The sequence below is a fragment of the Janthinobacterium sp. BJB446 genome (assembly GCF_002735655.1).
Taxonomy (GTDB): Bacteria; Pseudomonadota; Gammaproteobacteria; order Burkholderiales; family Burkholderiaceae_D; genus Janthinobacterium; species Janthinobacterium lividum.
Genome location: NZ_PDZK01000001.1, coordinates 570504 through 593167 on the forward strand (window position 1 = coordinate 570504; position 22664 = coordinate 593167).

The following is a 22664-nucleotide window of genomic DNA, read 5'->3' on the forward strand; positions in this document are numbered from 1 at the left end:
AGTGGCGTCAAAGGGCGCGTGCAGTTGCGTGACGAATCCTTGATGCAGGTGAAAAAAGCGCCCCCCGTTTACTTTTTCGCGCGGCCCTGGCGCAGGATGACGCAGCTCAGGCCAAAGTACGCGGCGGCGCAGACGGCGATGCTGATGGTGGAGGCGGGCAGCACGTGCGCCCAGATTTCCAGCGGCGAGAAGGTGCTCCAGCTGGCGACGCGGATATCGAAGGTGACGTAGTTCGCCAGCAGCCAGTAGACGGCCAGCAGGCCCGTGCTGATGGCGATCTGGCGCGGCGCCGGCATGGCGCGGCGCGCGAAGACGGCTTGCAGGAACAGCAGCAGCACGCCCGGATACGCGCCCAGTATCTCGGGCGACAGGATGGAGAGCTTTTCTTCGACATAGCCGTCGGCGGGCGCGGCCCACTGCACTTGCAGCACGGTGAGGAACAGGGTGAGCAGGAAGATCAGCAGCGGTTTGCGGGGCATGGCGGGCAATCGAAGAGGGAGAAAAGTGGGGCATTTTACAGCCAGGTCAAGCAAGTTGAACGCGCGCCAGCCATGCATGCATTCCTTCACCTGCGTCAAGGACTGGGCAGCATGGGCGGGGCTATAGTCTGCACCCTGAGCCGATACAGGACTGTGAATATCATGATGCTTGAATCAACCACCGCCACCCGCGTGGCAGGACCGCTGGAACTGGTCTGCCCCGCCGGCAGCCTGCCCGCCTTGAAAGCAGCCGTCGACAATGGCGCCGACACCGTTTACCTGGGCTTTCGCGACGCCACCAATGCGCGCAATTTCGCCGGCCTCAATTTCGACGAGAAGGCCATCGCCGAGGGCGTGCGCTACGCCCACCAATATGGGCGCAAGGTGCTGCTGGCGCTGAATACCTATCCGCAGCCGCACAACTGGGCCGTGTGGCGCAGCGCCATCGACCGCGCCGCGCAGGCCGGCATTGACGCCATGATCGTGGCCGATCCGGGCCTGATGGCCTACGCAAGTGAGCACCACCCGCAGCTGCGCCTGCACCTGTCCGTGCAGGGCTCGGCCACCAACTACGAGGCCATCAATTTTTACCATGAGCACTTCGGCATCGCCCGCGCCGTGCTGCCGCGCGTGCTGTCGATGGCGCAGGTGGAGCAACTGATCGCCAAGACGGAAGTCGAGATCGAGGTCTTCGGCTTCGGCTCCCTGTGCGTGATGGTCGAAGGGCGCTGCGCGCTGTCGTCGTATGCGACGGGTGAGGCGCCGAATACCCATGGCGTGTGCTCGCCGGCGAAATCCGTGCGTTGGCTGGAAACGCCGAACGGCCTCGAATCGCGCCTGAACGGCGTGCTGATCGACCGCTATGCGCCCGGCGAAAACGCCAGCTATCCCACCCTGTGCAAGGGCCGTTTCGAAGTCAATGATGAAGAGTATTACGCCATCGAGGAGCCGGCCAGCCTGAATACCCTGGCGCTGCTGCCGCAACTGATCGCCATGGGCGTGCGGGCCGTGAAGATCGAAGGACGCCAGCGCAGCCCCGCCTACGTGGCGCAGGTGACGCGCGTGTGGCGCGAGGCGATCGACGCCTGCCGCGAAGGCAATGCGCGCTACGCCGTCAAGCCGGGCTGGATGGCGGCCATGGACAAGCTGGCCGAAGGCCAGCAGCACACATTAGGTGCTTACCACAGATCTTGGAAATAGAGGATGAACATGCTGAAGCTTTCACTGGGCCCCTTGCTGTACTACTGGCCGCGTGCCACCGTCTTCGAGTTTTACCAGCAGATCGCCGGCACCGCCGTCGATATCGTGTACCTGGGCGAAACCGTCTGTTCGCGCCGGCATGAGGTGCGCCTGGCCGACTGGCTCGATATCGCCGACATGCTGGCCGCCGCCGGCAAGGAAGTGGTGCTGTCGACGCAGGCGCTGATCGAGGCGGGCGCCGAACTGGCGACCCTGCGCCGCATCACGGGCAATGGCCGCTACGGCGTCGAGGCCAACGACATGGGCGCCGTGCACTGCATGGAAAAGGGCACGTCCTTCGTCGCCGGCCCCCATCTGAACCTGTTCAATGGTCCCAGCCTGCAACTGCTGGCGCGCCTGGGCGCGCGGCGCTGGGTGATGCCGCTGGAAATGGGGCAGACGGCGCTGGCCGAGATGCAGCGCCAGAAACCGGAAGGGCTGGAGACGGAAGTCTTCGCCTATGGCCGCATGCCGCTGGCGTTTTCCGCGCGCTGCTTCACGGCGCGCAACCGCAACCTGCCGAAGGACGATTGCGGCTACAGCTGCCTGGAAGAGCCGGACGGCCTGCTGCTGCGCACGCGCGACGAAGTGCCATTCCTGGTACTGAATGGCACGCAGACGCAGTCGGCGCTGGTCTACAACCTGGTGCGAGAACTCGAGGCCATGCGCGACATGGGCGTGGCGGTGGCGCGCATCAGCCCGCAAGCCATGCATACGGAACAAGTCATCGCCATCTTCGACCGCGCCCGCCGTGGCCAGGTCAGCGGCATCGGCGCGCAGGCCCAGCTGGCGGCCTGTCAGCCGGCCGGCGCCTGCGACGGCTACTGGCATGGCCAGCCCGGCATGGAACAGCACGCCGCACATTGAACGCATCGAAAGGAAGCACCATGCAAGATCAACTGGAAAGATTGCCGATCCCGGCCAAGCCTCCCATGAGCAAGCCCGGCGTGTCGTACCGCTTGCCGGAACCGCTGGCCGAATTGCTGTCCAAGCTGCCCCCGTATCCCGCCTCCTGGCTGTTCGTGCAAGGCTTGAACCGCCTGCTGGCGCCGCAATTGCCCGACGACGTGCGGCGCAGCCTGGAAGGGCGCAGCTTGCGCTTGCGGCTGCTGGACGCGGGCATCGCCTTCGATTTCGAGTGGCAGGGCACGGTGTTTGTGGCCGAGCGCTATGTCGACGTGCCGGACCTGTGCATCGCGGCCAGCGTGCATGATTTGATGCTGCTGGCGCGGCGCCACGAAGATCCGGACACCCTGTTCTTCAGCCGTCGCCTGAGCCTGGAAGGCGACACGGAACTGGGCTTGCTGTTCAAGAATACGCTCGACGCCATCGAGTTGCCGCCGTTCGACTTGCAGGCGCTGGGACCGCGCCGCGTGCTGGCGCATCTGCGCGACCGGGGCGCGCGCGAAGGCTGAGCTGGAAAAGGGAGGGCAGGCGCTCAGTGGCGGCAGTGGCCGCAAGCGCCGCTGCGCGATGCCAGCTGTTCTTCATCCGTCGCTTCGCCCATGAAGCCGGCGTCGTTGACGGCGGCTAGCAGGCGTTCCTGCGTGGCCAGACGTTCGTCGAACTGCACCGTGGCGCCGTGCCGCGCCAGCGAGACGCACACGGTGCTCACGCCCGTAACGGCTTCGAGCGCGCCCGTCAGCCTGTCGGCGCAGCCTTCGTGATCCATCCCGATAATATTCAAGCGCGCTGTCTGCATGTGTTCCTCTTGTTTTTCAAATAAAAAAACAGCGTAGGCGAGGGGCGCGCATGCCGTCCAGAGCAGCACGCAAGATTTATTTCCTATTTGCGGTTTTGTTGATCTGGATTAACTCCAGCCTCTCTGCTGCAGTTTGAAACTGCTGTTGTTTTGTACACAGTTGCCGTATTCCAGTCGACAAGCGTGCTCTGCTGCGCGATACTGTCATTCTGATAAGAACGCTATGAATGCGCTGGAAAGGAGGGGCCATGCGGCGCCGCCCCCTGCTCAAGCTTGCCGCCCTGTGGCCGTTGGGCGCGGCCATCGGCGCGGTGCCGCCGCTGCCGCTCGTGTATCCGCGCCATCAGGCGCTCGATGATCCGCAGCAAGGCTATGTGACGGCCTTGCTGCAACAGGCGCTGGCCCGTTCGGGCCAGGCCTATGCCTTGCGCCGCTCCGCACTGCGCATGGTGCAGACGCGCGCGATGCAGGAAATCGCCATGGCATCGGGCAGCGTCGATGTCGTCTGGGCGATGACGAGCCGCGCGCGCGAAACGCAATTGTTGCCAGTGCGCATCCCCATCGACCGCGGCCTCATCGGCTGGAGAGTGGCATTGATCCAGGCGCGCCAGCCGCAACTGCTGCGCGATGTGCGCAGCATTGCCGCCCTTGCGCGACTGTCTGCCGGGCAGATGCGCGACTGGCCCGACTCCGCCATCCTGCAGGCGAATGGCTTGCGCCTCGATACGTCGAGCACCTATGAAGGCCTGTTCCAGCAACTGGCGGCAGGGCGCATCGATTACTTTCCCCGTTCCGTGATCGAGGCGCAAAGCGAGCTGGCAAGCCACGCGCAATTGCCGCTGGCGCTGGACACTCACCTGGTCATCCGCTACCCGGCCGCGCTGTACTTTTTTGTCGGCAAGCACCGGCCGGAACTGGCGCGCCACATTGAAACGGGACTGGAAACCATGCTTGCCGACGGCAGTTTCGCGCAGCTGTTCCAGCGCCATTTTGGCCGCCTCGCGCAGGGCCTGAATCTGTCCCGGCGCCACGTGCTGGAGCTGGCCAATCCCGACTTGCCGGAAGAGACACCGCTGGCGCGCAAGGCACTTTGGTATCGTCCGAGACATTACTAATAGTTTTGTTGATCGATGTCAAACAAGTGCTTCAATCGTGCGCAGGATGTTTGATGAAAAGCAAAGCAAGTTCAACAGAACACCTGTTGACACTTGTAAAATTTTCACCGAACATAATTCCTCGTAACAACATTTCTCCGGCGCAAGCGTTTATCGCAAGTGCCGTGCAGGATCCGTGCGCCCGTTCAACAGCCAGCTGCCGTCAGCCGCCGAACGCTCTGTTCTCTTGTAACCATCCGTTATCTTTTCGAAGGTTTGTCCATGCTCGATTCGATCACGTCCATATTGCACCAGGTGCCGGAACTGGCCCTGTTCCTGGCGCTGGGGCTAGGCTACGCGGTAGGGCAGATACGCTTCGGCCCGATCCAGCTGGGCGGCGTGTGCGGCACCCTGATCGCCGCGCTGCTGATCGGTCAGTTGGGCATCACCCTGGACGCCAGCGTCAAGAATGTCTTCTTCATGCTGTTCATCTTTGCCCTCGGCTATGCGGGCGGTCCCCAGTTCTTTGCCAACCTGAATGCCAAGGGCTTGCGACTAGGGCTGCTGTGCCTGATCGAAGTGGTGGTGGTGCTGGCGCTGGTGCTGCTGGCCACGCGTTTCCTGGGCCTGGACCAGGGTACGGCGGCCGGCATGATGGCGGGCGCGGCGACGGAATCGGCCGTCGTTGGCACGGCCACGGACGCCATCTCGAAACTGGCGCTGCCGGCGGCCCGCATCGCCGAGCTGCAGGCCAACGTGGTCACCGCGTATTCCATCACCTATATTTTCGGCCTGATCGCCATCGTCATCGCCACCAGCCAGATCTTTCCGCTGTTGTTGCGCGTCAACCTGCGCGAAGAAGCCGATAAATTGTGGGAAAAGATGGGCGGCGCGCAGACCGATGGCGACGGCGTGCAGGCGACGCCGGAAATGGTGGGCCGCGCCTACCGCATCAGCCGTGGCGCGGGACGCCGTATATATGCCTTGCAGCATATTTTTGCGGGCCGCGCCAGCATCACGCGCGTGCGCCGGCACGGCAAGGTATTGCCTTTGGAACCGGAACTGCGCTTGCGCAACAACGACGAAGTGCTGGTGATCGGCCACCGTCCCGCGCTGGTGGCGGCCGAAGCCATCCTGGGCGAGGAATTTGCCGACACGACGGGCTTGAACATGGCTGTCTCCGCCGTCGAAGTGGTACTGCAGCAAGCATCGCTGGTGGGCCAGCCCTTGCGCCAGCTGGCCTTGCCGTCCGGCGTGCACGTGGCGGCCGTCGTTCGTGGCGAACACAGCATGCCGCCGCTGCCTGATCTTTCCTTGCAGCGCGACGACGTGCTGCGCCTGTACGGCACGACGGAAGGACGCGAGCTGAACACGGCGCTGGCCGCCATCGGCAAGCGCGTGCCCACGGGCGACCGCAGCAATATTGTCTACGCCAGCATCGGCATCGTGCTGGGCGTGTATATCGGCGGCTTTTCCGCCAAGCTGGGCGGCATTCCGTTTTCGCTGGGCACGGGCGGCGGCGCCTTGCTGACGGGCCTCGTGTTCGGCTGGTACCAGGCGCGCAAGCCGGGCATGCAGGGCATCCCGCCCAGCGCGCTCGACATGATGAAGGATATCGGCCTGGCCACCTTCATCGCCTGCGTGGGCCTGGCGTCGGGGCCGCAGGCGATCGATCTGATCCGCCAGTACGGGCTGTCGCTGCCGCTGATGGGCGTATTGATCGCCGTCATCCCCGCCTCGCTGTCGCTGCTGGTGGGGCACTTTTTCCTCAAGCTGGAAGCGCCCGTGCTGCTGGGCGCCATCGCCGGCCAGCAGTGCAGTACGCCGGCTTTGTCCGCCGTGCAGAACGCGGCCGGCAATTCCACGCCCTTGCTGGGCTACACGATTACGTATGCCATCTCGAACGTGGTGCTGCCCCTGCTGGGGCCGCTGATCGTTGCCTTGGCAGGGTCGGTGCACGCATGAGCAGCCGGCAAGGGCACACGCAGTAAAGAATTCCTTCAACACGAAAGGCGGTCCGCATGGAATGGTTGCATGAGTTATTCAAGAAGTCGCCCGAAATTGCCTTGTTTCTCTCCCTGGCAGCGGGTTACTACATCGGCAAGATCAAGTTCGGCTCGTTCCAGCTGGGCGGGGTAGCCGGTTCACTGCTGGTGGCGGTACTCGTCAGCCAGGTGGGCGTCGCCATCGATCCCGGCGTGAAATCGGTGCTGTTTGCCCTGTTCATTTACGCCGTTGGCTATGAAAGCGGGCCGCAATTCTTCAATTCGCTGGGGCGCCAGTCCGTGCGTGAAATCATCCTGGCTGTCGTGCTGGCCGTGACGGCGCTGCTGACGGTGGTCATCCTGGCCAAGGTGTTTGGCCTGGACAAGGGCCTGGCAGCGGGCGTGGCAGCGGGCGGCTTGACGCAGTCGGCCATCATCGGCACGGCCGGCGACGCGATCACCAAGCTGGGCCTGGCGGCCGACGAGGTGGCCCGCTTGCAGGGCAACGTGGCCGTCGGCTATGCCGTGACCTATGTTTTCGGCTCGTTTGGCGCCATCATTGTCTGCGTCAACATCTTGCCAAAGCTCATGGGCCGCACCATCCGCGAAGATGCGATCAAGGCGGAAACGGCGCTGCAAGCGGGTGTGCAAGTGCTGGGGCCGGGCCAGACGCCGGCCGCGCCTGACTTGATCGGCCGCATCTACGACGTGGGCCCCGGTGCCGGCCGCTCCGTGGCGGACATCGAAAGCGCCAATCCGAACACGGCCATCACCATCGAGCGCGTGAAACGCAATGGCCAGATCATCGACGTCAGCCCGGACCTGGTGCTGGCGGCCGACGATATCGTGCTGCTGGTGGGCCGCCGCGAAGCCATGCTCAGCGTCTCTTCCCAGCTGGGCAAGGAATTGCTGGCCGTCGAAGGCATGGAACTGGTGATGCAGCGCCGCGACATGGTGCTGACCAACAAGGCTTACCACAACAAGACGGTGGGCGAGATCCGCAGCGCCACGGCACCGGGCGTGCGCCACGGCATTTTTGTCGTGCAGCTGAGCCGCATGGGCAAGATCCTCCCCATGCAGGCGGAAACCGTCGTGCAGACGGGCGACGTGGTGACCATCTACGGCGCCGAGCAGGACGTCAAGCGCGTGGCCGCCGAAGTGGGTTACATGATCGTGCCGAGCGCCAAGACGGACTTCGTCTACATGGGCGCCGGCCTCGTCGTCGGCCTGCTCGTGGGCTTGCTGGTGGCGCGCATCGGTTCGATTCCGCTGACCCTGGGCAGCGGTGGCGGCGTGCTGCTGTCGGGCCTGGTATTCGGCTGGTTCCGCGCCAAGCGCCAGACGTTTGGCTACATGCCCAGCGGCGCCGTGCAAATCCTGAAAGACCTGGGACTGGCCGGCTTCGTTGCCGTCGTCGGCCTCACGTCCGGCCTGCAAGCCGTGCAAACCGTGCGCGAACACGGCCTGACCCTGTTTGGCGTGGGGGTGGTGGTGACCATCTTGCCGATGATCTTGACCATGCTGATCGGCCGCTACATCTTGCGTTATGACAACGTGGCCGTGTTCGCGGGCGCCTTGTCCGGCTCGCGCAGCGCCAATCCCGCGTTCGGCGAAGTGCTGAATGCGGCGCAAAACTCGATTCCCACCGTACCGTTTGCCATCACGTATGCCTTGGCCAACGTTTTCCTGACCCTGCTGGGGCCGCTGATTGTGGCCTTCGTCTGAGTCTGCATGTATGTGCAAGAACCCTGAACATTGTCAGTCTATAAGGAGTAGCAAAAATGGATTTCAGTAACCCAAGCAAACTCGCCCTGTTGAGCCCATTTGAATTGAAGGATGCGCTGATCCAGACGGCCAAGCAAAGCAACCGCCTGATGCTCAATGCGGGCCGCGGCAACCCGAATTTCCTGGCGACTACGCCACGCCATGGCTTCTTCCAGTTCGGCCAATTCGCCATGACGGAAGCGGAGCGTTCCTATGTGTACATGGACGACGTGGGCGGTTTCCCCACGCGCGACGGCATCGAGGCGCGCTTTGAAATCTTCGTGCGCCAGCATGCTGAGACGCCGGGCGTGCACTTCATCGAGGCAGCCGTGTCGTATGTGCGCGACCAGCTGGGCTTGAGCGCGGGCGACTTCATCTACGAGATGTGCGAAGCCATCCTCGGCTGCAACTATCCCGTGCCGGACCGCATGCTGCGCCTGTCCGAGAAAATCGTCGGCCAGTATATCCACCGCGAAATGATCGGCGACCATCCATTCGTCGGCAACTTCGACATGTACGCCGTCGAAGGCGGCACGGCCGCCATGACGTATCTGTTTGCCAGCCTGAAATCGAACCACATCATCCAGGAAGGTGACACGATCGCCCTGGGCATGCCGATCTTCACGCCGTACATCGAAATTCCCCAGCTGAACGATTACAAGCTGAACACCGTGCATATCGATGCGCCGCAATCGAACAACTGGCAATTCACCAAGAAGGAGCTGGACAAGCTGCTCGATCCGAAGGTGAAGGCTTTCTTCCTCGTCAATCCGAGCAATCCGCCATCCGTCAAGATCGATGACGAAACGCTGGAATACATCGCCAAGATCATCAAGAAGCGCCCGGACCTGATCATTTTGACCGATGACGTGTACGGCACCTTTGCCGATAATTTCGTCTCGCTGTTCGCCATTTGCCCGTTCAACACCATCCTCGTGTATTCGTTCTCGAAATACTTCGGCGCGACGGGCTGGCGCATGGGCGTGGTGGCCACGCATGAAAACAATGTGCTTGATGCCAAGATTGCCAAGTTGCCGGAAACCATCAAGAAGCAGCTCGATGCCCGCTATCACTCCATCACGACGGAACCGCGCGAGCTGAAATTCATCGACCGCCTGGTGGCTGACAGCCGCACGGTGGCGCTGAACCACACTGCCGGCCTGTCCACGCCCGTGCAGGCGCAGATGACCCTGTTCTCCCTGTTCTCGCTGATGGATGAAGAGCAAAAGTACAAGCAGTCGATGAAACGCATCGTGCTGCGCCGCAAGGAAGCGCTGTACCGCGAACTGGGCTTGCCGATGGTGCACGACGCCAATTCCGTGCGCTACTACCATCTGCTGGACATGGAATCGCTGGCCGCGCAGATGCATGGCGTGGAGTTTTCGCAGTGGCTGCTGAAAAAGCTCAAGCCGAACGAAGCCCTGTTCCGCCTGGCCGAGGAAACGGGCGTCATCCTGTTGCCGGGCCGCGGCTTCGGCACCACGCATCCGTCCGGCCGCGTGTCGCTGGCCAACCTGAACGAATACGACTACGCCAACATCGGCCGCGCCATCCGCAACATGGCGTCCGAGTTCTTTGCCGTATTTGAAAAGGAAAAGGAGAAGGGTAGCAAGAAGGCGAAGAAGTAATTCGCCGGGTAGCTGCTTGAGCTCAACGGGCGCCCCGCAAGAGGCGCCCGTTTTTATGTGTCGGCTCCGGTAACCAATAGTGCAGGCTGGAATAGACATCCGTAGATATAATTGCTATTGTGAAAGTATAAACATGGCAACCCCGTGCTTTCCCCTCATTCATTGACTGGACGCTACATGGGCAGATTGCAAGGACACTTATCATTATTGCTGGCGGGCGCGCTGGGCGCGGCCCTGCCCGCCCTGGCGGAACCGCTGACATTCAACGAGGCGCTGCAGCAAGCGGCCAAGGCTTCAGGCGCCGTGCAGGGCGCCGCGCTCGACGTGCGCGCGAAAACACTGAAGGCGGAAGCCTTGTCGAATATCGATGGCCCTTCCGTGGACTTGACGGCGTTTCGCGGCCGTTTGTCGACGGACTTGAATATCGATACGAGCGGCTTGTCCGGCGTGGTGGGCGGCATCGAATCCGTGCTGCCGCCGATTCCCGGCTTGCCCACGCCGCATATTCCCAATTCCCTGAACCGCGAAGTGGTGACGGACCTGACCTCGTTCGGCTTGCTGGGCATGTGGCCCATCTACACGGGTGGGCGCCTGGATGCCGTCAAGGGCCTCGCTTCCAGCCTGACCCTGGCCGCGCAAGCGGAGCGCACGGAAGCGGAAGAGCAGCTGGCCACCCTGGTGGCGCAGCGCTATTTCCAGTTGCTGCTGGCCAAGCGGGTGGTGGCCGTGCGGGCCGAAGTGACGGCCGGCGTGACGCAGCACCAGCGCGACGCGGCCAAGCTGGAAAAGGGTGGCCTGATTTCGCGCGCGGAACGCCTGCGCGCCGACGTGGCCCTGGACAGCGCCCGCAGCGAGGAAGCGCAGGCGCGCAGCGACGAGGAAATCGCCCAGGTGGCGCTCGACCGCTTGCTTGCCGTCAACACGCAAGTGCTTCCCAGCACGCCGCTGTTCGTCAATAGCTTGCCGGTGGGTACTTTGCAATCGTTCATCAGCACGGGCATGCGCGAGAATGCGAACTGGAAAAAGATCGACAGCAAGCGCGTGCAGGCGGAACAAGCCTTGAAACTGCACGGCAAGGAATACGCGCCCACCGTCTTCGCCATCGGTAACTACAATTTGAATCGCGGCAATGAAAAACTCGTGCGTTCGAACTGGGCCATCGGCCTGGTCGTGTCCGTGCCGCTTGTGCACCGCATCAATACGGGCAAGATGATTGCCGCCGCCAAGCTCGACCAGGAGCGGGTGGAAGTGGTGGCGCGCCAGGCCGAGCGCGACATTCCCACCCTGATCGAGAAAAACTGGCGCGCGCTGGAAAACGCCCGCATCCAGTACCTGTCCACGGCCTCGTCGGTGGAGCTGGCGCGCGAAAATATCCGCTTGCAAACGGTGGCCTTCCAGCAAGGGCAAGTGACGTCGCTGGAAGTGGTCGATGCGCGCCTGAACCTGGCCAAGGTCGAGACCCAGCGCGCGCAGACGGCCTATAACTATGTGATGGGGCTGGCGCAATTGCTGGAAGCGACGGGCGAGACGCAACGCCTGGGCAGCCTGGCGGCAGCGGCCGATATCCAATTACCTGTGGACAAATAATAATGAGTACCTCCAAAAAACCCTTGGCCATAGTCGCCGCCGTCATCGTCCTGGCCTTCGTGGGCTGGGGCTTGTACCAGGCATTCCAGCCGCAGCGCCTGCCTTTGCAGGGACAGATGGATGCGCAGGAAGTCAATGTCTCGTCGAAAGTGCCGGGCAGGGTGGGCGAGCTGTACGTCAAGCTGGGCCAGACGGTGCCGAAAGGTGAGCTGCTGTTCCAGCTGACGAGCCCGGAAGTGGATGCGAAGATCGCGCAAGCGACGGCCGCCACGCAAGCGGCCGATGCCGTGGCGAAAAAAGCGGAAGCGGGGGCGCGACCGGAAGAAATCGCCGCCGCCAAGGCGAACTGGGAGCGGGCGCAGACAGGGGCCACCATCGCCAAGACCACATACACCCGCGTCAACAATATGTTCGAGCAAGGCGTGATCGCTCAGCAGAAACGCGACGAGGCGCAAGCGCAATGGCGCGCGGCCGACCAGCTGGCGCAAGCTGCCCGCGCGCAATATGACATGGCGCAAAAGGGTGCCCGTCCCGAAGACAAGACGGCCGCCGCCGCGCAGGCGCGCCAGGTGGGCGCCGTGCTGACGGAAGCGCAGATCGCCCTGGCCGAGACGAAGATCGCCGCGCCTGTGGCGGGCCAGGTCAGCAAGATCCAGATACAGCCGGGCGAACTGGCGCCGCAGGGCTTTCCCGTAATCACCCTGGTGAACCTCGACGACGCCTGGGCCGTGCTGCAAGTGCGCGAAGATGAAATGGCGGCGTTTTCCATGGGCAGCACGCATACGGCGAATGTGCCGGCGCTGAAACAGCAACTGAGTTTCAAGGTCAGTTCCGTGGCCGTGCTGCCGGACTTCGCCACGTGGCGCGCGGCCCGTCCGGGCGGCACGGATTTGCGCACGTTTGAAATCCGCTTGCGTCCCGCCATCAAGGTCGAGGGCTTGCGCCCGGGCATGTCGGTCGTGTTCCCACCGCTCTGATAAGCGATGAACGAAGCGGATAAAGGGCCGGTTTCAGCGCTGGCACGCGAGTGGCGGCGCTTGCGTGGCGACTTCTGGGACTTCGGCATGCTCAGCTGGATTCCGGTCGTGCTGTGCGGCATGTTGTGGCTGGTATTTTCCGCCGGCATCGCGCGCGACTTGCCTATCGTCGTCATCGATAACGACAATTCCACCCTGTCGCGCCAGCTCACGCGCTGGCTCGACGCCTCGCCCGGCATCGAGGTGGCGGCGAAAGTGGCGTCCAGCGACGAAGCCCTGCACCGGCTGCGCGAGCGCACGGCGTTCGGCTATCTGCTGATCCCGAACGATTTCGAGCAGAAACTGCTGGGCGGCCGGCAAGCCACCGTGCAATGGCTGTACAACGCGCAGTTTTCCTCGCACGCGGGCGCCTTGCTGCGCGACGTGCGCACGGTCAGCACGACCTTGTCGGCCGGCATCGAGATGACGGCGCGGATAAAGAAAGGCATGTCGGGCGTGCAGGCGGCGGCCCAGTTCGAACCGATACGCACGACCTTGAACAGTTTATACAACGAAAACACCAGCTATGAAGCGTTTCTGACCCTGGCCCTGATGCCGGCCATGCTGCAGATTTTCATCGTCGTTGCCATCGTCACCAGTATCGGCCGCGAGTTGCGCGACGGCACGGTGCCGCAATGGCTGGCCTCGGCCGATGGCAGCTGGTTGCGCGCCATCGGCGCCAAGCTGCTGTTTCCCTTGCTTGCCTATTTTGCGCTGGCGCTGCTGTACTTGCTGTTCTTCAGCCTGGCGCGGGGCTGGGCCGTGGCGGGCAGCTTGCCGGCCTTGCTGCTAAGCATGCTGCTGCTGGTGCTGGCCTACTGCGGCCTGGCTACCTTGCTGATCGCCGCCACCTTGTCGCTGCGCTTGGCGCTGTCCGGTGCCGCCTTCATCACGGCGCCGGCCTTTGCGTTTGCGGGTCAGGCCTTTCCCCTGATGGCCATGCCGGCGCCGGCGCGCGCCTGGGCGGAAGCCTTGCCGCTCACGCATTATCTGCAGCTGCAAACGAAATACTGGCTGGCCGGCGCGCCGTGGCGCTATGGCGTGCAGGAAATGCTGATACTGGCCGGCTTTGCCATCGGCTGCGGCGCCGTGGGCGTATTCCTGCTGGCGCGCCGCGCGAATGCGCCGGCCGCCTGGGGACGCGCATGATGTGGCCGGCCTTTCTCGCCACCTGGCGCGCCATGCTGACGGACAAGGGCGCGCTGACCCTGCTGTTCATCGGCGGCATCATCTATTCCTTCTTCTATCCGCTGCCGTACTCGACGGAAATCGTCCAGCGCGTGCCCGTGGCCGTCGTCGACCAGGACCGCAGCGCCATGTCGCGCCAGCTGACGCGCTTTGCCATGGCCCACCCGTCGCTGCACGTGATCGCCGTCACGCCGGACTTGCCCGTCGCGCAAGATTTGCTGTGGCGCGACCAGGTCATGGGCGTCTTGATCATTCCCGATGGCTTGCAGACGGACGTGCTGGCCGGCCGCGCCGCCCACGCGCAGGTGGCGGGCAATGGCTTGTATCTGATGTTGAACAAGGTGGCCCTGAACGGGCTGGCCGAAGTGGTGGGCACGGTGTCGGCCGGTATTGAGCTCAAGCGTTTGGGCGCGGGCACGCCGTCCACCTTCCAGGCCAACCAGCAGCGCTCGCCCATCGCCTTTGACGCCGTGCCCCTGTTTAACGTCAAGGAAGGCTATGGCGCGTATGTCGTGCCGGGCGTGGCGACCTTGATCGTGCAGCAGACCTTGCTGATTGGCATGACCATGCTGTTCGGCACCTGGTACCAGCGCAAGAGTTTCCCCGTAGCCGGCAAGCGCACGGCGGGTGGGTATATGGGCATGCTGCTGGCGTTCGCCTGCGTGGCCTTCTTGAACTGCTGCTATTTCTTCGGTTTCGTCTTCTGGTTCCAGGATTACCCCCGTGGCGGCAACTTTGGCGGCATGCTCTTGCTGCTGGTGCTGTTTTCCCTGGCGGAAGCGGCCTTCGGCATGCTGCTGGGCATGCTGTTCCGCACGCGCGAACGGGGTACGCAGCTGATGATCGCCACCTCGATGCCGGTGCTGTTCCTCGCGGGTCTGACCTGGCCCGTGTCGTCCATGCCCGTCGTGCTGCAATGGCTGCGCTGGCTGCTGCCATCGACGGCCGGCATCCAGGGCTTTGTCGCGCTCAACCAGATGGGCGCCTCGCTGTATGAAATCCGCCATGAAGTGGCGGGCTTGCTGGCCTTGCTGCTGGCTTGCGTGGCGCTGGGCTGGTGGCGCTGGCGCGCCGAGGCGCCAGCACCCGTCATCAAACAAGGATGACCATGAAACCAGAGCAAGCGCTGGAGCCCCCACTGGCTGTGGCGGAAGAAAGATATGCCACGATTTTGGCATCGATACTGGCTTATACGCAGTTCTGTGATACACATGGCGACGACGACAACGCCGAATACGACAGACTCGCGGATCAATTGCAGGCACTAAGCGGAAAAGATATTTCCCGCTTCAATTTGCGCGAGTGGTGGGAAGAGGAGGGCGCGGAAGTGCTGGCGTTCAGGATCGCCTTGCCCGATCCCGTGAAACTCGACGGCGTCAGCAGGGCGGACATCGCGCACATCGTTGCCAGGTTAGGCACCTTCGAGTTGCCCGAAAAAGACGCCAGCGAACCACGCTTCCAGCAGATATTCAGCGCTTTTCTTGATGACTACTACCACGCCTGGCTGAAGCTGCACTGCAAGACCTACAACTACCAGAAAATATTCGGTGTGCACAAGGACAAGGACGGAAAGCGCTGGTGGCTGAGCGACGACGAGAAGGTTGACCTGCTCTGGCCGCATCGCTAGCGACGGGATCCATCGTTCCTCCTGTTCTGCAATGCTGCCAGCAGCAGCTGGCAAAAACCGTCACGCACGGGGTCGGGCAGGTTGTCATTGGCCCGCAGCAGGCTGGCGACACGGGGTAGCGGCGCTAGCCGTTCCAGTGCCGCATGCCGCTGCACGCCCTGGCCCAGGTTGCGTTCATTGACCACCGCCATGCCCAGGCCGGCGGCAATCGCGGTCAGCACTCCCGCCACCGACGGGCATTCCAGGCCCACGCTCCAGGCCATGCCGGCCTGGCCCAGCTTTTCCTCGGCCAGCCGGCGGTAAAAGCAGTGCGGCCCATAGGTGATCAGCTTGACGCTCTCGCCCGGCAAAGTCTGCTCTGCCGTGGCAGCGCACCAATGCAGGGTTTCTGTCCATAACAGCGTGTCGGCCGGCGCCGCCATGCCGGCAAAATCCTGGTGCAAAATCACATCGAACACGCCGTCGGCAAAGCGTTCGCGCAATACCTGGCTTTGCTCCACCACCAGTTGCACGTCCACCTTGGGGTGGTGATGCGAGAACTGCGACAGCACCGCACACACGTCCGTCAATGAAATCTGCTCCGTCACGCCGATGCGCAGCCGGCCATGCATCGCCGACGGCGAAAAATGGGCGACGGCGTCATCGTGGGCATCGAGTATGTTGACGGCATGCCGCAGCAGCACGGCTCCCTGGTCGGTCGTGCCAAACAGCCCGCCGCTGCGCGCCAGCAGCTGGCAATCGAGCTGCTGCTCCAGTCGCTTGATTTTCCAGCTGACGGCCGACTGGCTCAGATGGAGCAGGCTGGCGGCCTGGCTCATGCTGCCGGTTTGTACCACTGCCCTGAACACACGCAGGGCATCGACGGATAGGCGCAAATTCATGGGTCATGACAAAAGTTGGATTGAAGGTCAAAAGAATGTCACTGGCGTCATGTTCAGTCAAGCCTTAGTCTGCAGGTTCCGCAAACAAAAGGACATCTGATGACGAGTCAAGAACCGCTGTTGAATGGCCACGCCCTGATCCACGGCCACCGTATCGCCACCGGCATCCATGGCGCAGGCACGCCGCTGGTGCTGGTGCATGGCACGCCGGCGCACAGTATTATCTGGCGCGAACTGGTACCGCTGTTCGTCGATGCCGGTTTCCGGGTGCACCTGTATGACTTGCTGGGCTTTGGACGGTCGGAGCGGCCCGTCGAGGCCGATACCTCGGTAGCGGCGCAGGTGACCTTGCTGGCAGCCTTGCTCGACCACTGGCAACTGCCGACCACCCATTTGTTCGGCCACGATATCGGCGGCGCCATTGCGCTGCGCCTGGCGTTCGACCACGCGTCGCGCCTGCGCAGCTTGAGCATCGCCGACGCGCCCAGCTACGATTCCTGGCCGTCGCCCACCTGGAAGCATCTGCGCGATGATTTCGCCCGGCGTGCCTTGACGCCGGCCAGCGAGCATCGCGGCACGATGGCGCGCCAGCTGGGCATGGCCGTTTTTCACAAGGACAGGATGCAGGGCGAGCTGCTGCGTTGCTACCTGGAGCCGCTGTGCGGCGTGGTGGGCCAGCCCTCGTTCTACCAGCACCAGGTGGCGCACTATAACGCCTGCTATACGATGGACTTTGCCGAAAGACTGCCGCAGTTGACAGTGCCGGTACAGGTGTTATGGGGCCAGCAGGACGAGTGGCAGCCGGTGGCTTACGGCCATCGCCTGCAGCGCGATATTCCCGGCGCCACCTTGCACCTGTTTGACGAGGCCGGGCACTTCCTGATGGAAGACGCGCCATTGCCCGTCGCGGCGCAAGTCATCGCGTTTATTCAGCAGATGGAGAGGGGAAGGCCATGAGATTGATCGGCATGCTCGATTCGCCCTACGTCAGGCGCGTTGCCATCGGTATGAAAGTGCTGGGCCTGGAGCACGAACACCGGCCCGTGTCCGTGTTTTCCGATGCCGACCAGGTACGGAGCATTAACCCGGCCGTCAAAGTGCCGACCCTGGTCACGGACGACGGCCAGGTGTTGATGGACTCGACCCTGATCCTGGCGTATCTGGAGGAACTGGCCGCACATGCTCCCCGCATCAGGCCGGAGCCGGGTCCGGCACGCCTGCGCGCGCTGTGCCAAACCAGCTATGCTTTGGCCGCCTGCGACAAAGCCGTGCAGATCGTCTATGAACGGCGCTTGCGCCCGCAGGAAAAGCAGCACCAGCCCTGGCTGGACCGCGTCCAGTTGCAGTTGCATGGGGCTTGGGCGCAGCTGGAGGCGTCATTGCGCGAAGAGGCGCCAGACTGCTTGAGTATTGCCGGCATCACCATTGCGGTGGCCTGGAGTTTTGCTCAGCAGATGGTGCCCGACGTGATGGCAGACAGCGATTATCCGGCCGTGGCCGCTTTGACGGCGCTGGCCGAGCAGCAGCCGGTGTTTTTGGCCACGCCGATGGCGCTCTGAGCTGCTTGTCATCCGAACCGGTGCTTGCAGGTGGCTTGTGCAATAATTTCATTTCCTTAATGGAAGAATATTGCCATGCCGTCTTTTAACCTGTTCCAGCGCCTGTCCCAGGCCCCCACCAAACCCAAGTCCGCGCCCGCCGCGCGGCAGTTCGACGTGGCGGACCTGTACCAGGGCCCCATCGCGCTGGGAGCGGAAGGCGAGGCGCAAGCGCGGCCGTTCGATGAAAAGCTGCGCCAGGCGTATTTCTGGATCGTCAATCACGCCATCATCAGCCCCCATTACGACATCGAATACAACGATGGCCCGTCGCAGACGTATTCCGTGGGCGACAGCCGCCGCACCCTGAATCTGCCGTCGGCGCAAAGCTATTCCAGTTTTATTTTGCTGCCCCTGCTGACATTTGCCACGCGCCGCAAATGCCTGTTTGTCGGCGGGCCGGGGCGGGGCAAGACGGCCAGCGCCCTGCTGATGGGCGTGCTTGCCGGCTCCACCGTCAAGGAAGTCAAGCGCGCCATGCAGCATGGCCACCCGCAGATGACGGTGGCCGATTTGCTGGGCAATCCGCTGCCGGCGGACCTGGTGAACGCGCAAAGCATGGACGATATCCGCATCGCCTGGCGCGCCTGGCTGGGCATGCGCGTGAAGATCGTCGATGAATACAACCGCATCCCCACGCGCACGCAAAGCGCGCTGCTCACCGTCATGGGCGACAATTACGCGGAGGTGCTGAACCATATTTACGAATGCCCGGAAGCGGCCTGGTATCTGACGGCCAACGACGACCAGGGCGGCGGCACGTACCAGGTGATCGAAGCGCTGCGCGACCGGGTCGACGTGACGGTGCAGGCGCTCGCTTTCAACCCGCGCTTCCTGAACGAACTGCTGCTGCGCGTGGAAGAAAACGTGCGGCCCGAAGAGCTGGTGCCGCCCGATATCATCTTCACGGAAGGGGAGGTGGATCAGATCGGCGCATCCATCCGCCAGGTGGCCATACCCGACGCCGTACGCCGCCGCCTGGAATTCTTCGCCAGCCAGTTCGAGCTGTTCGAGACGGCCGGTGGCCAGTTCGAATACATGACCAAGGATACGGCCCGCCTGGCCGGCGCCGACCGGGGCGCCGCGCAGGCGGCCGACAATGGGCGCGACCGCCTGAAGGACCTGGGCTGCCAGACCCTCAACGGGATCTCCGTGCGCACCTTGATGGCACTGATGATCTACGCCAAGGCCATGGCTTATTTCCGCGGCAATGGCGAGGTGGCGCTGGAAGACTTGCGCCAGGTGCTGCCGTTCGTCCTGCATAACAAGCTGCAGCCGGATCCGGACGCGCCATTTTTCGCGCTGCCGGAAAATGTCGCCTACCGCAGCGACAGACTAGGCTGGCTGCGCCGTTTGTTCGACTTGTCGAACGATGAATTCAACCGCCTGGACCTGGACCGCGATGATCCTGTCGGCGTCCTGTCGGCCGAATTCGACCTGGGCCTCGATGGCGTCAGCGAACGCGAGACCCTGGCGCGCCTGAACCGCATCGAAAAGCTGATCGGCGAGCGCACGAAGGGCAGAAAATTGTACGGTCCCCTGTACGACGACCTGCTGAAGCTCAAGTATCTGCACCAGCGCTATACGAACTACCGCACTTGGCTGCGTTCGCAATGAATTACGCTCTGAATATCGATCACTGCCGCGGGTTTCTCGATGCGCTGGCCATGTTGAACAGCGAGGCCAGCGACCTGTGCGCAACTTACGAGCTGCAGCGCCTGCCCGACGCGCCAGACCTGGCCACGGCGCTGGGCTTGCGCATCGAAGATTATGCCTTGACCGTCATCGAACCCGCGCGCGACTTGCCGGAGGCCTTGTGGCAGATCGCGGCGGTGCCGTGCGGGCGCGCGCAGCTGGAGCAGGTGTGCCAGCGCTGGTTCTTCTCGTCGGATCACATGCGCACGGCGCCGCCCGGCCGTTTTCGCGCCTGCCTCGTCAACGCTTTCCTCGAAGCGCTGGACATGTCGCTGGCCGGATTCACCGTGCACGGCGTGACGATGACGCCGCCACCTGGTGTCTGGTACGCGATTCATTGGGACGAGATCGCCTTCGAGTCAGGGGATGGGCGCTATCTGCTGCACTTTTCGCACAGCGATTGACAGGCTGCGATGATTTCTCCTGCCTTTTCCTCGATACTTGCCAGCGGCCGCGCCCAGTTCAATGCGCGCGCTGTGGAGGCGCGCCGGCGCTTTCCCGCGCTCGACATGGCCGCCTTTGGCGCCTTCCTGCACGACGGCGTCGATCCGCTGGTGGTGGCCTTGGCCGCCGCCGCGCCCGAGCGCGTGGGCGGCGCTACCTTTGCCGCCTATGACATGGCGCTGGAACTGGTGGGCCATGGCCTGGCCGGGCCTGCCGCGAAAAATTCCTTGCTGAATACCGTCTGGCGCGAACTGGCGCCCTCGTTTGCGCCGTTGCTGGCCACCGCGTCCGTGGATGTATTGGGCATGCTCAGCAACGCCGCCATCCACATTGGCGCCGTGGCGGGAGCGCGGCCCGCGCAATGGCAGGCCGGGATGGCTGCCGTGGCGCCGCAAGTCGCCAGTGTCGCGCAGCTGCGTGCCGTGGGCCAGGTGCTGGCCTGGCGCGCCGGCGTCGCGCATTTCCGCCTGGGTGCGCTGGCCGCCGCCGACACCTTGCCACAAGCGCTGGCGCTGGCCGCCTTTGGCGAGCTGGGCGCGCAATGGCCGCAGGTGCATGCGCAGTTGCTGGCGAATCCCTGGCGCGGCAATGCCGAGGGCAGGGCGTTCGGCAGCTTCAGCGGCCTCGGTGGCGACTTCGGCACACCGCCGCAAGTGCGCGCCACGAAGGACGGTTTTGTCGTGCGCAGCGCCGAGCGCCACTACCTGCTGGTGGCCGACGCCTATGGCGCCGTGCTGCACAGCGCGACGGCGCAGGAGTTCGAGCAGGCGCCAAGTGCCATGCCGGCGTCCGTGCGCCTCGAGGGGGCGACCGTGCATATCGGCGCGCGCAGCATCGCGCTCGACCTGCCGGCCGGTGATATCGCGCTTGCCGCGAATGCGCATACGCTGGCCGTCACGTCACCGTGGACGCATGCGATCCGCCTGCTGCCGCTCGCATGAAGAACGATGCCGACTTGATCGACCGCTGGCGCGCCGCCTGGCCCGAGGCCTTGGCCGCGTGGAGCAAATTTACGCGCCTGCGCGACCCGAACCTGTGCGCCAGCCGCGTCGAGGCCAGCAAGCAGGGCTTGTCCGGCAGCTTCGCCATGATCCGCTTGCTGGACCAGAGCGTGGTGGTGGACTTGCCGCTGGTGACGGAGCTGGGCCTGGACGACTATGCGCTGGAAGTGCTTGCCCATGAAATCGGCCACCACATTCTCGCGCCGGGCAGTGCCAGCGACCAGTTCCGCCTGCTGGCGCGCATGCGCCGCGCCTTGCCGACCCTGGAACAGCATGCGCCCATGGTGGCCAACCTGTACACGGACCTGTTCATCAACGACCGTTTGCAGCGCCAGGCGAATTTGCGCATGGCCGATATCTACCGCAAACTGCAGCAGGGGCGCTCTGCGCAAGCCGATGCCAAGGGTAGCGGCGGCGTGTGGACGCTGTACATGCGCATCTATGAAAACCTGTGGCAGCTGCAAAAGGGCGAACTCGGAGGCGGTAGTGCAGACGAACGCCTGGACACGGATGCCTGGCTGGGAGCGCGCCTAATCCGTGTTTACGCGAACGACTGGATGCTGGCGGCGGGCCGCTTCGCCACCTTGCTGCTGCCTTACCTGGTGGAAGATACGGATGCCCTCGGTGACATTGACCCTAGCCGTTATCTGCAGGATACGCGCGACGCGGCCCGTGGCTGCCAGACCTATGGCGCGCAGCAGATCGAGGATGACGAGGCGGACGGCGCCATCCACCCGGTGCACGACAAGCGCATTTCCGGCCTTGATGGCGAGGAATCTGTGACCGAGGCGCCCGCCAGGCAGGGCGGCGGGCAACTGCGCGAACCGTTCGAGCTGGGCGACATTTTAAAGGCGTCGGGCGTGAACCTGAGCGACCATGAAATCGCCATCCGCTATTACCGCGAACGGGCATTGCCGCACCTGGTGGCGTTCCCCAGCCGCCCCGCGCCCGAGTCGCAGGAACCGCAGATGGAAGGGCTGGAAGCATGGGAAATCGGCGACCCTCTGGAAGACATCGACTGGCTGCAATCGGTGATGCAATCGCCGCGCCCCGTGCCGGGCGTGACCACCGTGCGCCGCGTGTACGGCCGCGAACCGGCGCGCGCCACCGATGCCGTGCCCGTCGACCTGGACATGTACGTGGACAGTTCCGGCTCCATGCCGAACCCGCAGGCGCATACCTCGTTCCTGACACTGGCTGGCGCCGTCATCGCCTTGTCCGCCCTGCGCGCCGGCGCGAAGGTGCAGGTGACCCTGTGGAGCGGCAAGAACGAGGTGATGCAAACGCCAGGCTTCGTGCGCGATGAAGACATGATCCTGGGCGTGCTGACGGAATTTTTTGGCGGCGGCACCTGTTTCCCCATCCACCGCCTGCGCCAGACCTATGCGGCCAGGCGCGAACGGCCCGCGCACATCCTGATGATTTCCGACGACGGCATCACCACCATGTTCGACAAGGATGAACTGGGCAACAGCGGCTGGGATATCTCGGCGAAAGCGCTGGCGCAGGGCGGCGCGGGCGGCACCATGGCCCTGAACCTGGAGCGCGACTGGGATGGCGCGGCGGCCCATAAGTGGCTGCAGCAGACCTATGACGATCTGAAGCGCGCGCGCCGCGAGCAGGGCTGGGATATCCACGCCGTCGAGCGCTACGAGGACTTGCTGGACTTTGCGCGGGCGTTCAGCCGGCGCCACTATGTTTAAATTACCCCAACGGCGAAATCTGGGGTCGGACCC

General features: G+C 63.7%; 21 protein-coding genes. 18 read left to right on the forward strand and 3 right to left on the reverse strand.

All coding sequences use genetic code 11. The features are described 5' to 3' along the window. Positions 1–68: 68 nt before the first annotated feature. Complete coding sequence (locus tag CSQ92_RS02575; RefSeq protein WP_099393141.1) at positions 69–479, reverse strand: hypothetical protein; 411 nt, start codon at positions 477–479, stop codon at positions 69–71. A gap of 162 nt (positions 480–641) precedes the next feature. On the opposite strand from CSQ92_RS02575, the gene ubiU reads away from it, so the two are divergent. Genes ubiU through ubiT form a run of 3 tightly spaced genes read left to right on the forward strand, consistent with a single transcriptional unit; the run spans position 642 to position 3133 of the window. Then, on the forward strand, positions 642–1679 hold the full coding sequence (gene ubiU, locus CSQ92_RS02580; RefSeq protein ID WP_412101868.1) for a ubiquinone anaerobic biosynthesis protein UbiU: 1038 nt from the start codon (positions 642–644) through the stop codon (positions 1677–1679). Between the two features lie 9 nt (positions 1680–1688). Beyond that, a complete protein-coding gene (gene ubiV / locus CSQ92_RS02585) occupies positions 1689–2585 on the forward strand; it encodes a ubiquinone anaerobic biosynthesis protein UbiV (protein ID WP_099394561.1) in 897 nt (298 codons plus the stop codon). Positions 2586–2605: 20 nt separating this feature from the next. Further along, entirely contained in the window at positions 2606–3133 is a 528-nt protein-coding gene (gene ubiT / locus CSQ92_RS02590) for a ubiquinone anaerobic biosynthesis accessory factor UbiT (protein WP_081345836.1), read from the forward strand. Between the two features lie 23 nt (positions 3134–3156). Here the strand turns inward: ubiT and CSQ92_RS02595 are convergent, their stop codons facing one another. Beyond that, positions 3157–3420 carry a heavy-metal-associated domain-containing protein gene (locus CSQ92_RS02595; protein ID WP_099393142.1) on the reverse strand — a complete coding sequence of 88 codons (264 nt, stop codon included), beginning with the start codon at positions 3418–3420 and terminating at the stop codon, positions 3157–3159. A gap of 248 nt (positions 3421–3668) precedes the next feature. On the opposite strand from CSQ92_RS02595, the gene CSQ92_RS02600 reads away from it, so the two are divergent. From CSQ92_RS02600 to CSQ92_RS02640, 9 genes are all read left to right on the forward strand, one after another. After that, positions 3669–4535 (forward strand): substrate-binding periplasmic protein, encoded by an 867-nt coding sequence (locus tag CSQ92_RS02600; protein WP_081345835.1) that lies wholly within the window; start codon positions 3669–3671, stop codon positions 4533–4535. Between the two features lie 261 nt (positions 4536–4796). Next, on the forward strand, positions 4797–6479 hold the full coding sequence (gene aspT, locus CSQ92_RS02605; RefSeq protein ID WP_099393143.1) for an aspartate-alanine antiporter: 1683 nt from the start codon (positions 4797–4799) through the stop codon (positions 6477–6479). 56 nt (positions 6480–6535) lie between these two features. Beyond that, positions 6536–8224 carry an aspartate-alanine antiporter gene (aspT, locus tag CSQ92_RS02610; RefSeq protein ID WP_034783003.1) on the forward strand — a complete coding sequence of 563 codons (1689 nt, stop codon included), beginning with the start codon at positions 6536–6538 and terminating at the stop codon, positions 8222–8224. Between the two features lie 56 nt (positions 8225–8280). Continuing rightward, positions 8281–9891, forward strand: coding sequence for a bifunctional aspartate transaminase/aspartate 4-decarboxylase (locus CSQ92_RS02615; protein WP_052140176.1), 1611 nt, complete (start codon positions 8281–8283; stop codon positions 9889–9891). 177 nt (positions 9892–10068) lie between these two features. Next, positions 10069–11478, forward strand: a complete 1410-nt coding sequence (locus CSQ92_RS02620) for a TolC family protein (protein WP_225317275.1) — start codon at positions 10069–10071, stop codon at positions 11476–11478. Positions 11479–11480: 2 nt separating this feature from the next. Then, positions 11481–12455: an HlyD family secretion protein gene (locus CSQ92_RS02625; RefSeq protein ID WP_099387282.1), complete on the forward strand. Its 975-nt coding sequence runs from the start codon at positions 11481–11483 to the stop codon at positions 12453–12455. A gap of 6 nt (positions 12456–12461) precedes the next feature. After that, positions 12462–13643: an ABC transporter permease gene (locus tag CSQ92_RS02630; RefSeq protein WP_099393144.1), complete on the forward strand. Its 1182-nt coding sequence runs from the start codon at positions 12462–12464 to the stop codon at positions 13641–13643. Next, a complete protein-coding gene (locus tag CSQ92_RS02635; RefSeq protein ID WP_099393145.1) occupies positions 13640–14788 on the forward strand; it encodes an ABC transporter permease in 1149 nt (382 codons plus the stop codon). The genes CSQ92_RS02630 and CSQ92_RS02635 overlap by 4 nt, the downstream gene beginning before the upstream one ends. A 2-nt stretch (positions 14789–14790) precedes the next feature. Continuing rightward, positions 14791–15309: a hypothetical protein gene (locus CSQ92_RS02640; RefSeq protein WP_143450268.1), complete on the forward strand. Its 519-nt coding sequence runs from the start codon at positions 14791–14793 to the stop codon at positions 15307–15309. Here the strand turns inward: CSQ92_RS02640 and CSQ92_RS02645 are convergent. Beyond that, entirely contained in the window at positions 15306–16190 is an 885-nt protein-coding gene (locus tag CSQ92_RS02645) for a LysR family transcriptional regulator (RefSeq protein ID WP_099393147.1), read from the reverse strand. The two genes, CSQ92_RS02640 and CSQ92_RS02645, sit on opposite strands and share 4 nt — an antisense overlap. 99 nt (positions 16191–16289) lie before the next feature. On the opposite strand from CSQ92_RS02645, the gene CSQ92_RS02650 reads away from it, so the two are divergent. The 6 genes from CSQ92_RS02650 (at position 16290) to CSQ92_RS02675 (ending at position 22631) form a co-directional block, all read left to right on the forward strand. Next, complete coding sequence (locus tag CSQ92_RS02650; protein ID WP_099393148.1) at positions 16290–17147, forward strand: alpha/beta fold hydrolase; 858 nt, start codon at positions 16290–16292, stop codon at positions 17145–17147. Continuing rightward, entirely contained in the window at positions 17144–17749 is a 606-nt protein-coding gene (locus CSQ92_RS02655; RefSeq protein ID WP_099393149.1) for a glutathione S-transferase, read from the forward strand. The genes CSQ92_RS02650 and CSQ92_RS02655 overlap by 4 nt, the downstream gene beginning before the upstream one ends. Positions 17750–17824: 75 nt before the next feature. Next, positions 17825–19405: an AAA family ATPase gene (locus CSQ92_RS02660; protein WP_099393150.1), complete on the forward strand. Its 1581-nt coding sequence runs from the start codon at positions 17825–17827 to the stop codon at positions 19403–19405. Beyond that, a complete protein-coding gene (locus CSQ92_RS02665; RefSeq protein ID WP_099393151.1) occupies positions 19402–19887 on the forward strand; it encodes a hypothetical protein in 486 nt (161 codons plus the stop codon). Before CSQ92_RS02660 ends, CSQ92_RS02665 begins: the two co-directional genes overlap by 4 nt. Before the next feature lie 9 nt (positions 19888–19896). Continuing rightward, entirely contained in the window at positions 19897–20868 is a 972-nt protein-coding gene (locus CSQ92_RS02670; protein ID WP_099393152.1) for a hypothetical protein, read from the forward strand. Then, positions 20865–22631: a vWA domain-containing protein gene (locus CSQ92_RS02675; protein ID WP_099393153.1), complete on the forward strand. Its 1767-nt coding sequence runs from the start codon at positions 20865–20867 to the stop codon at positions 22629–22631. Before CSQ92_RS02670 ends, CSQ92_RS02675 begins: the two co-directional genes overlap by 4 nt. Positions 22632–22664 lie beyond the last annotated feature (33 nt).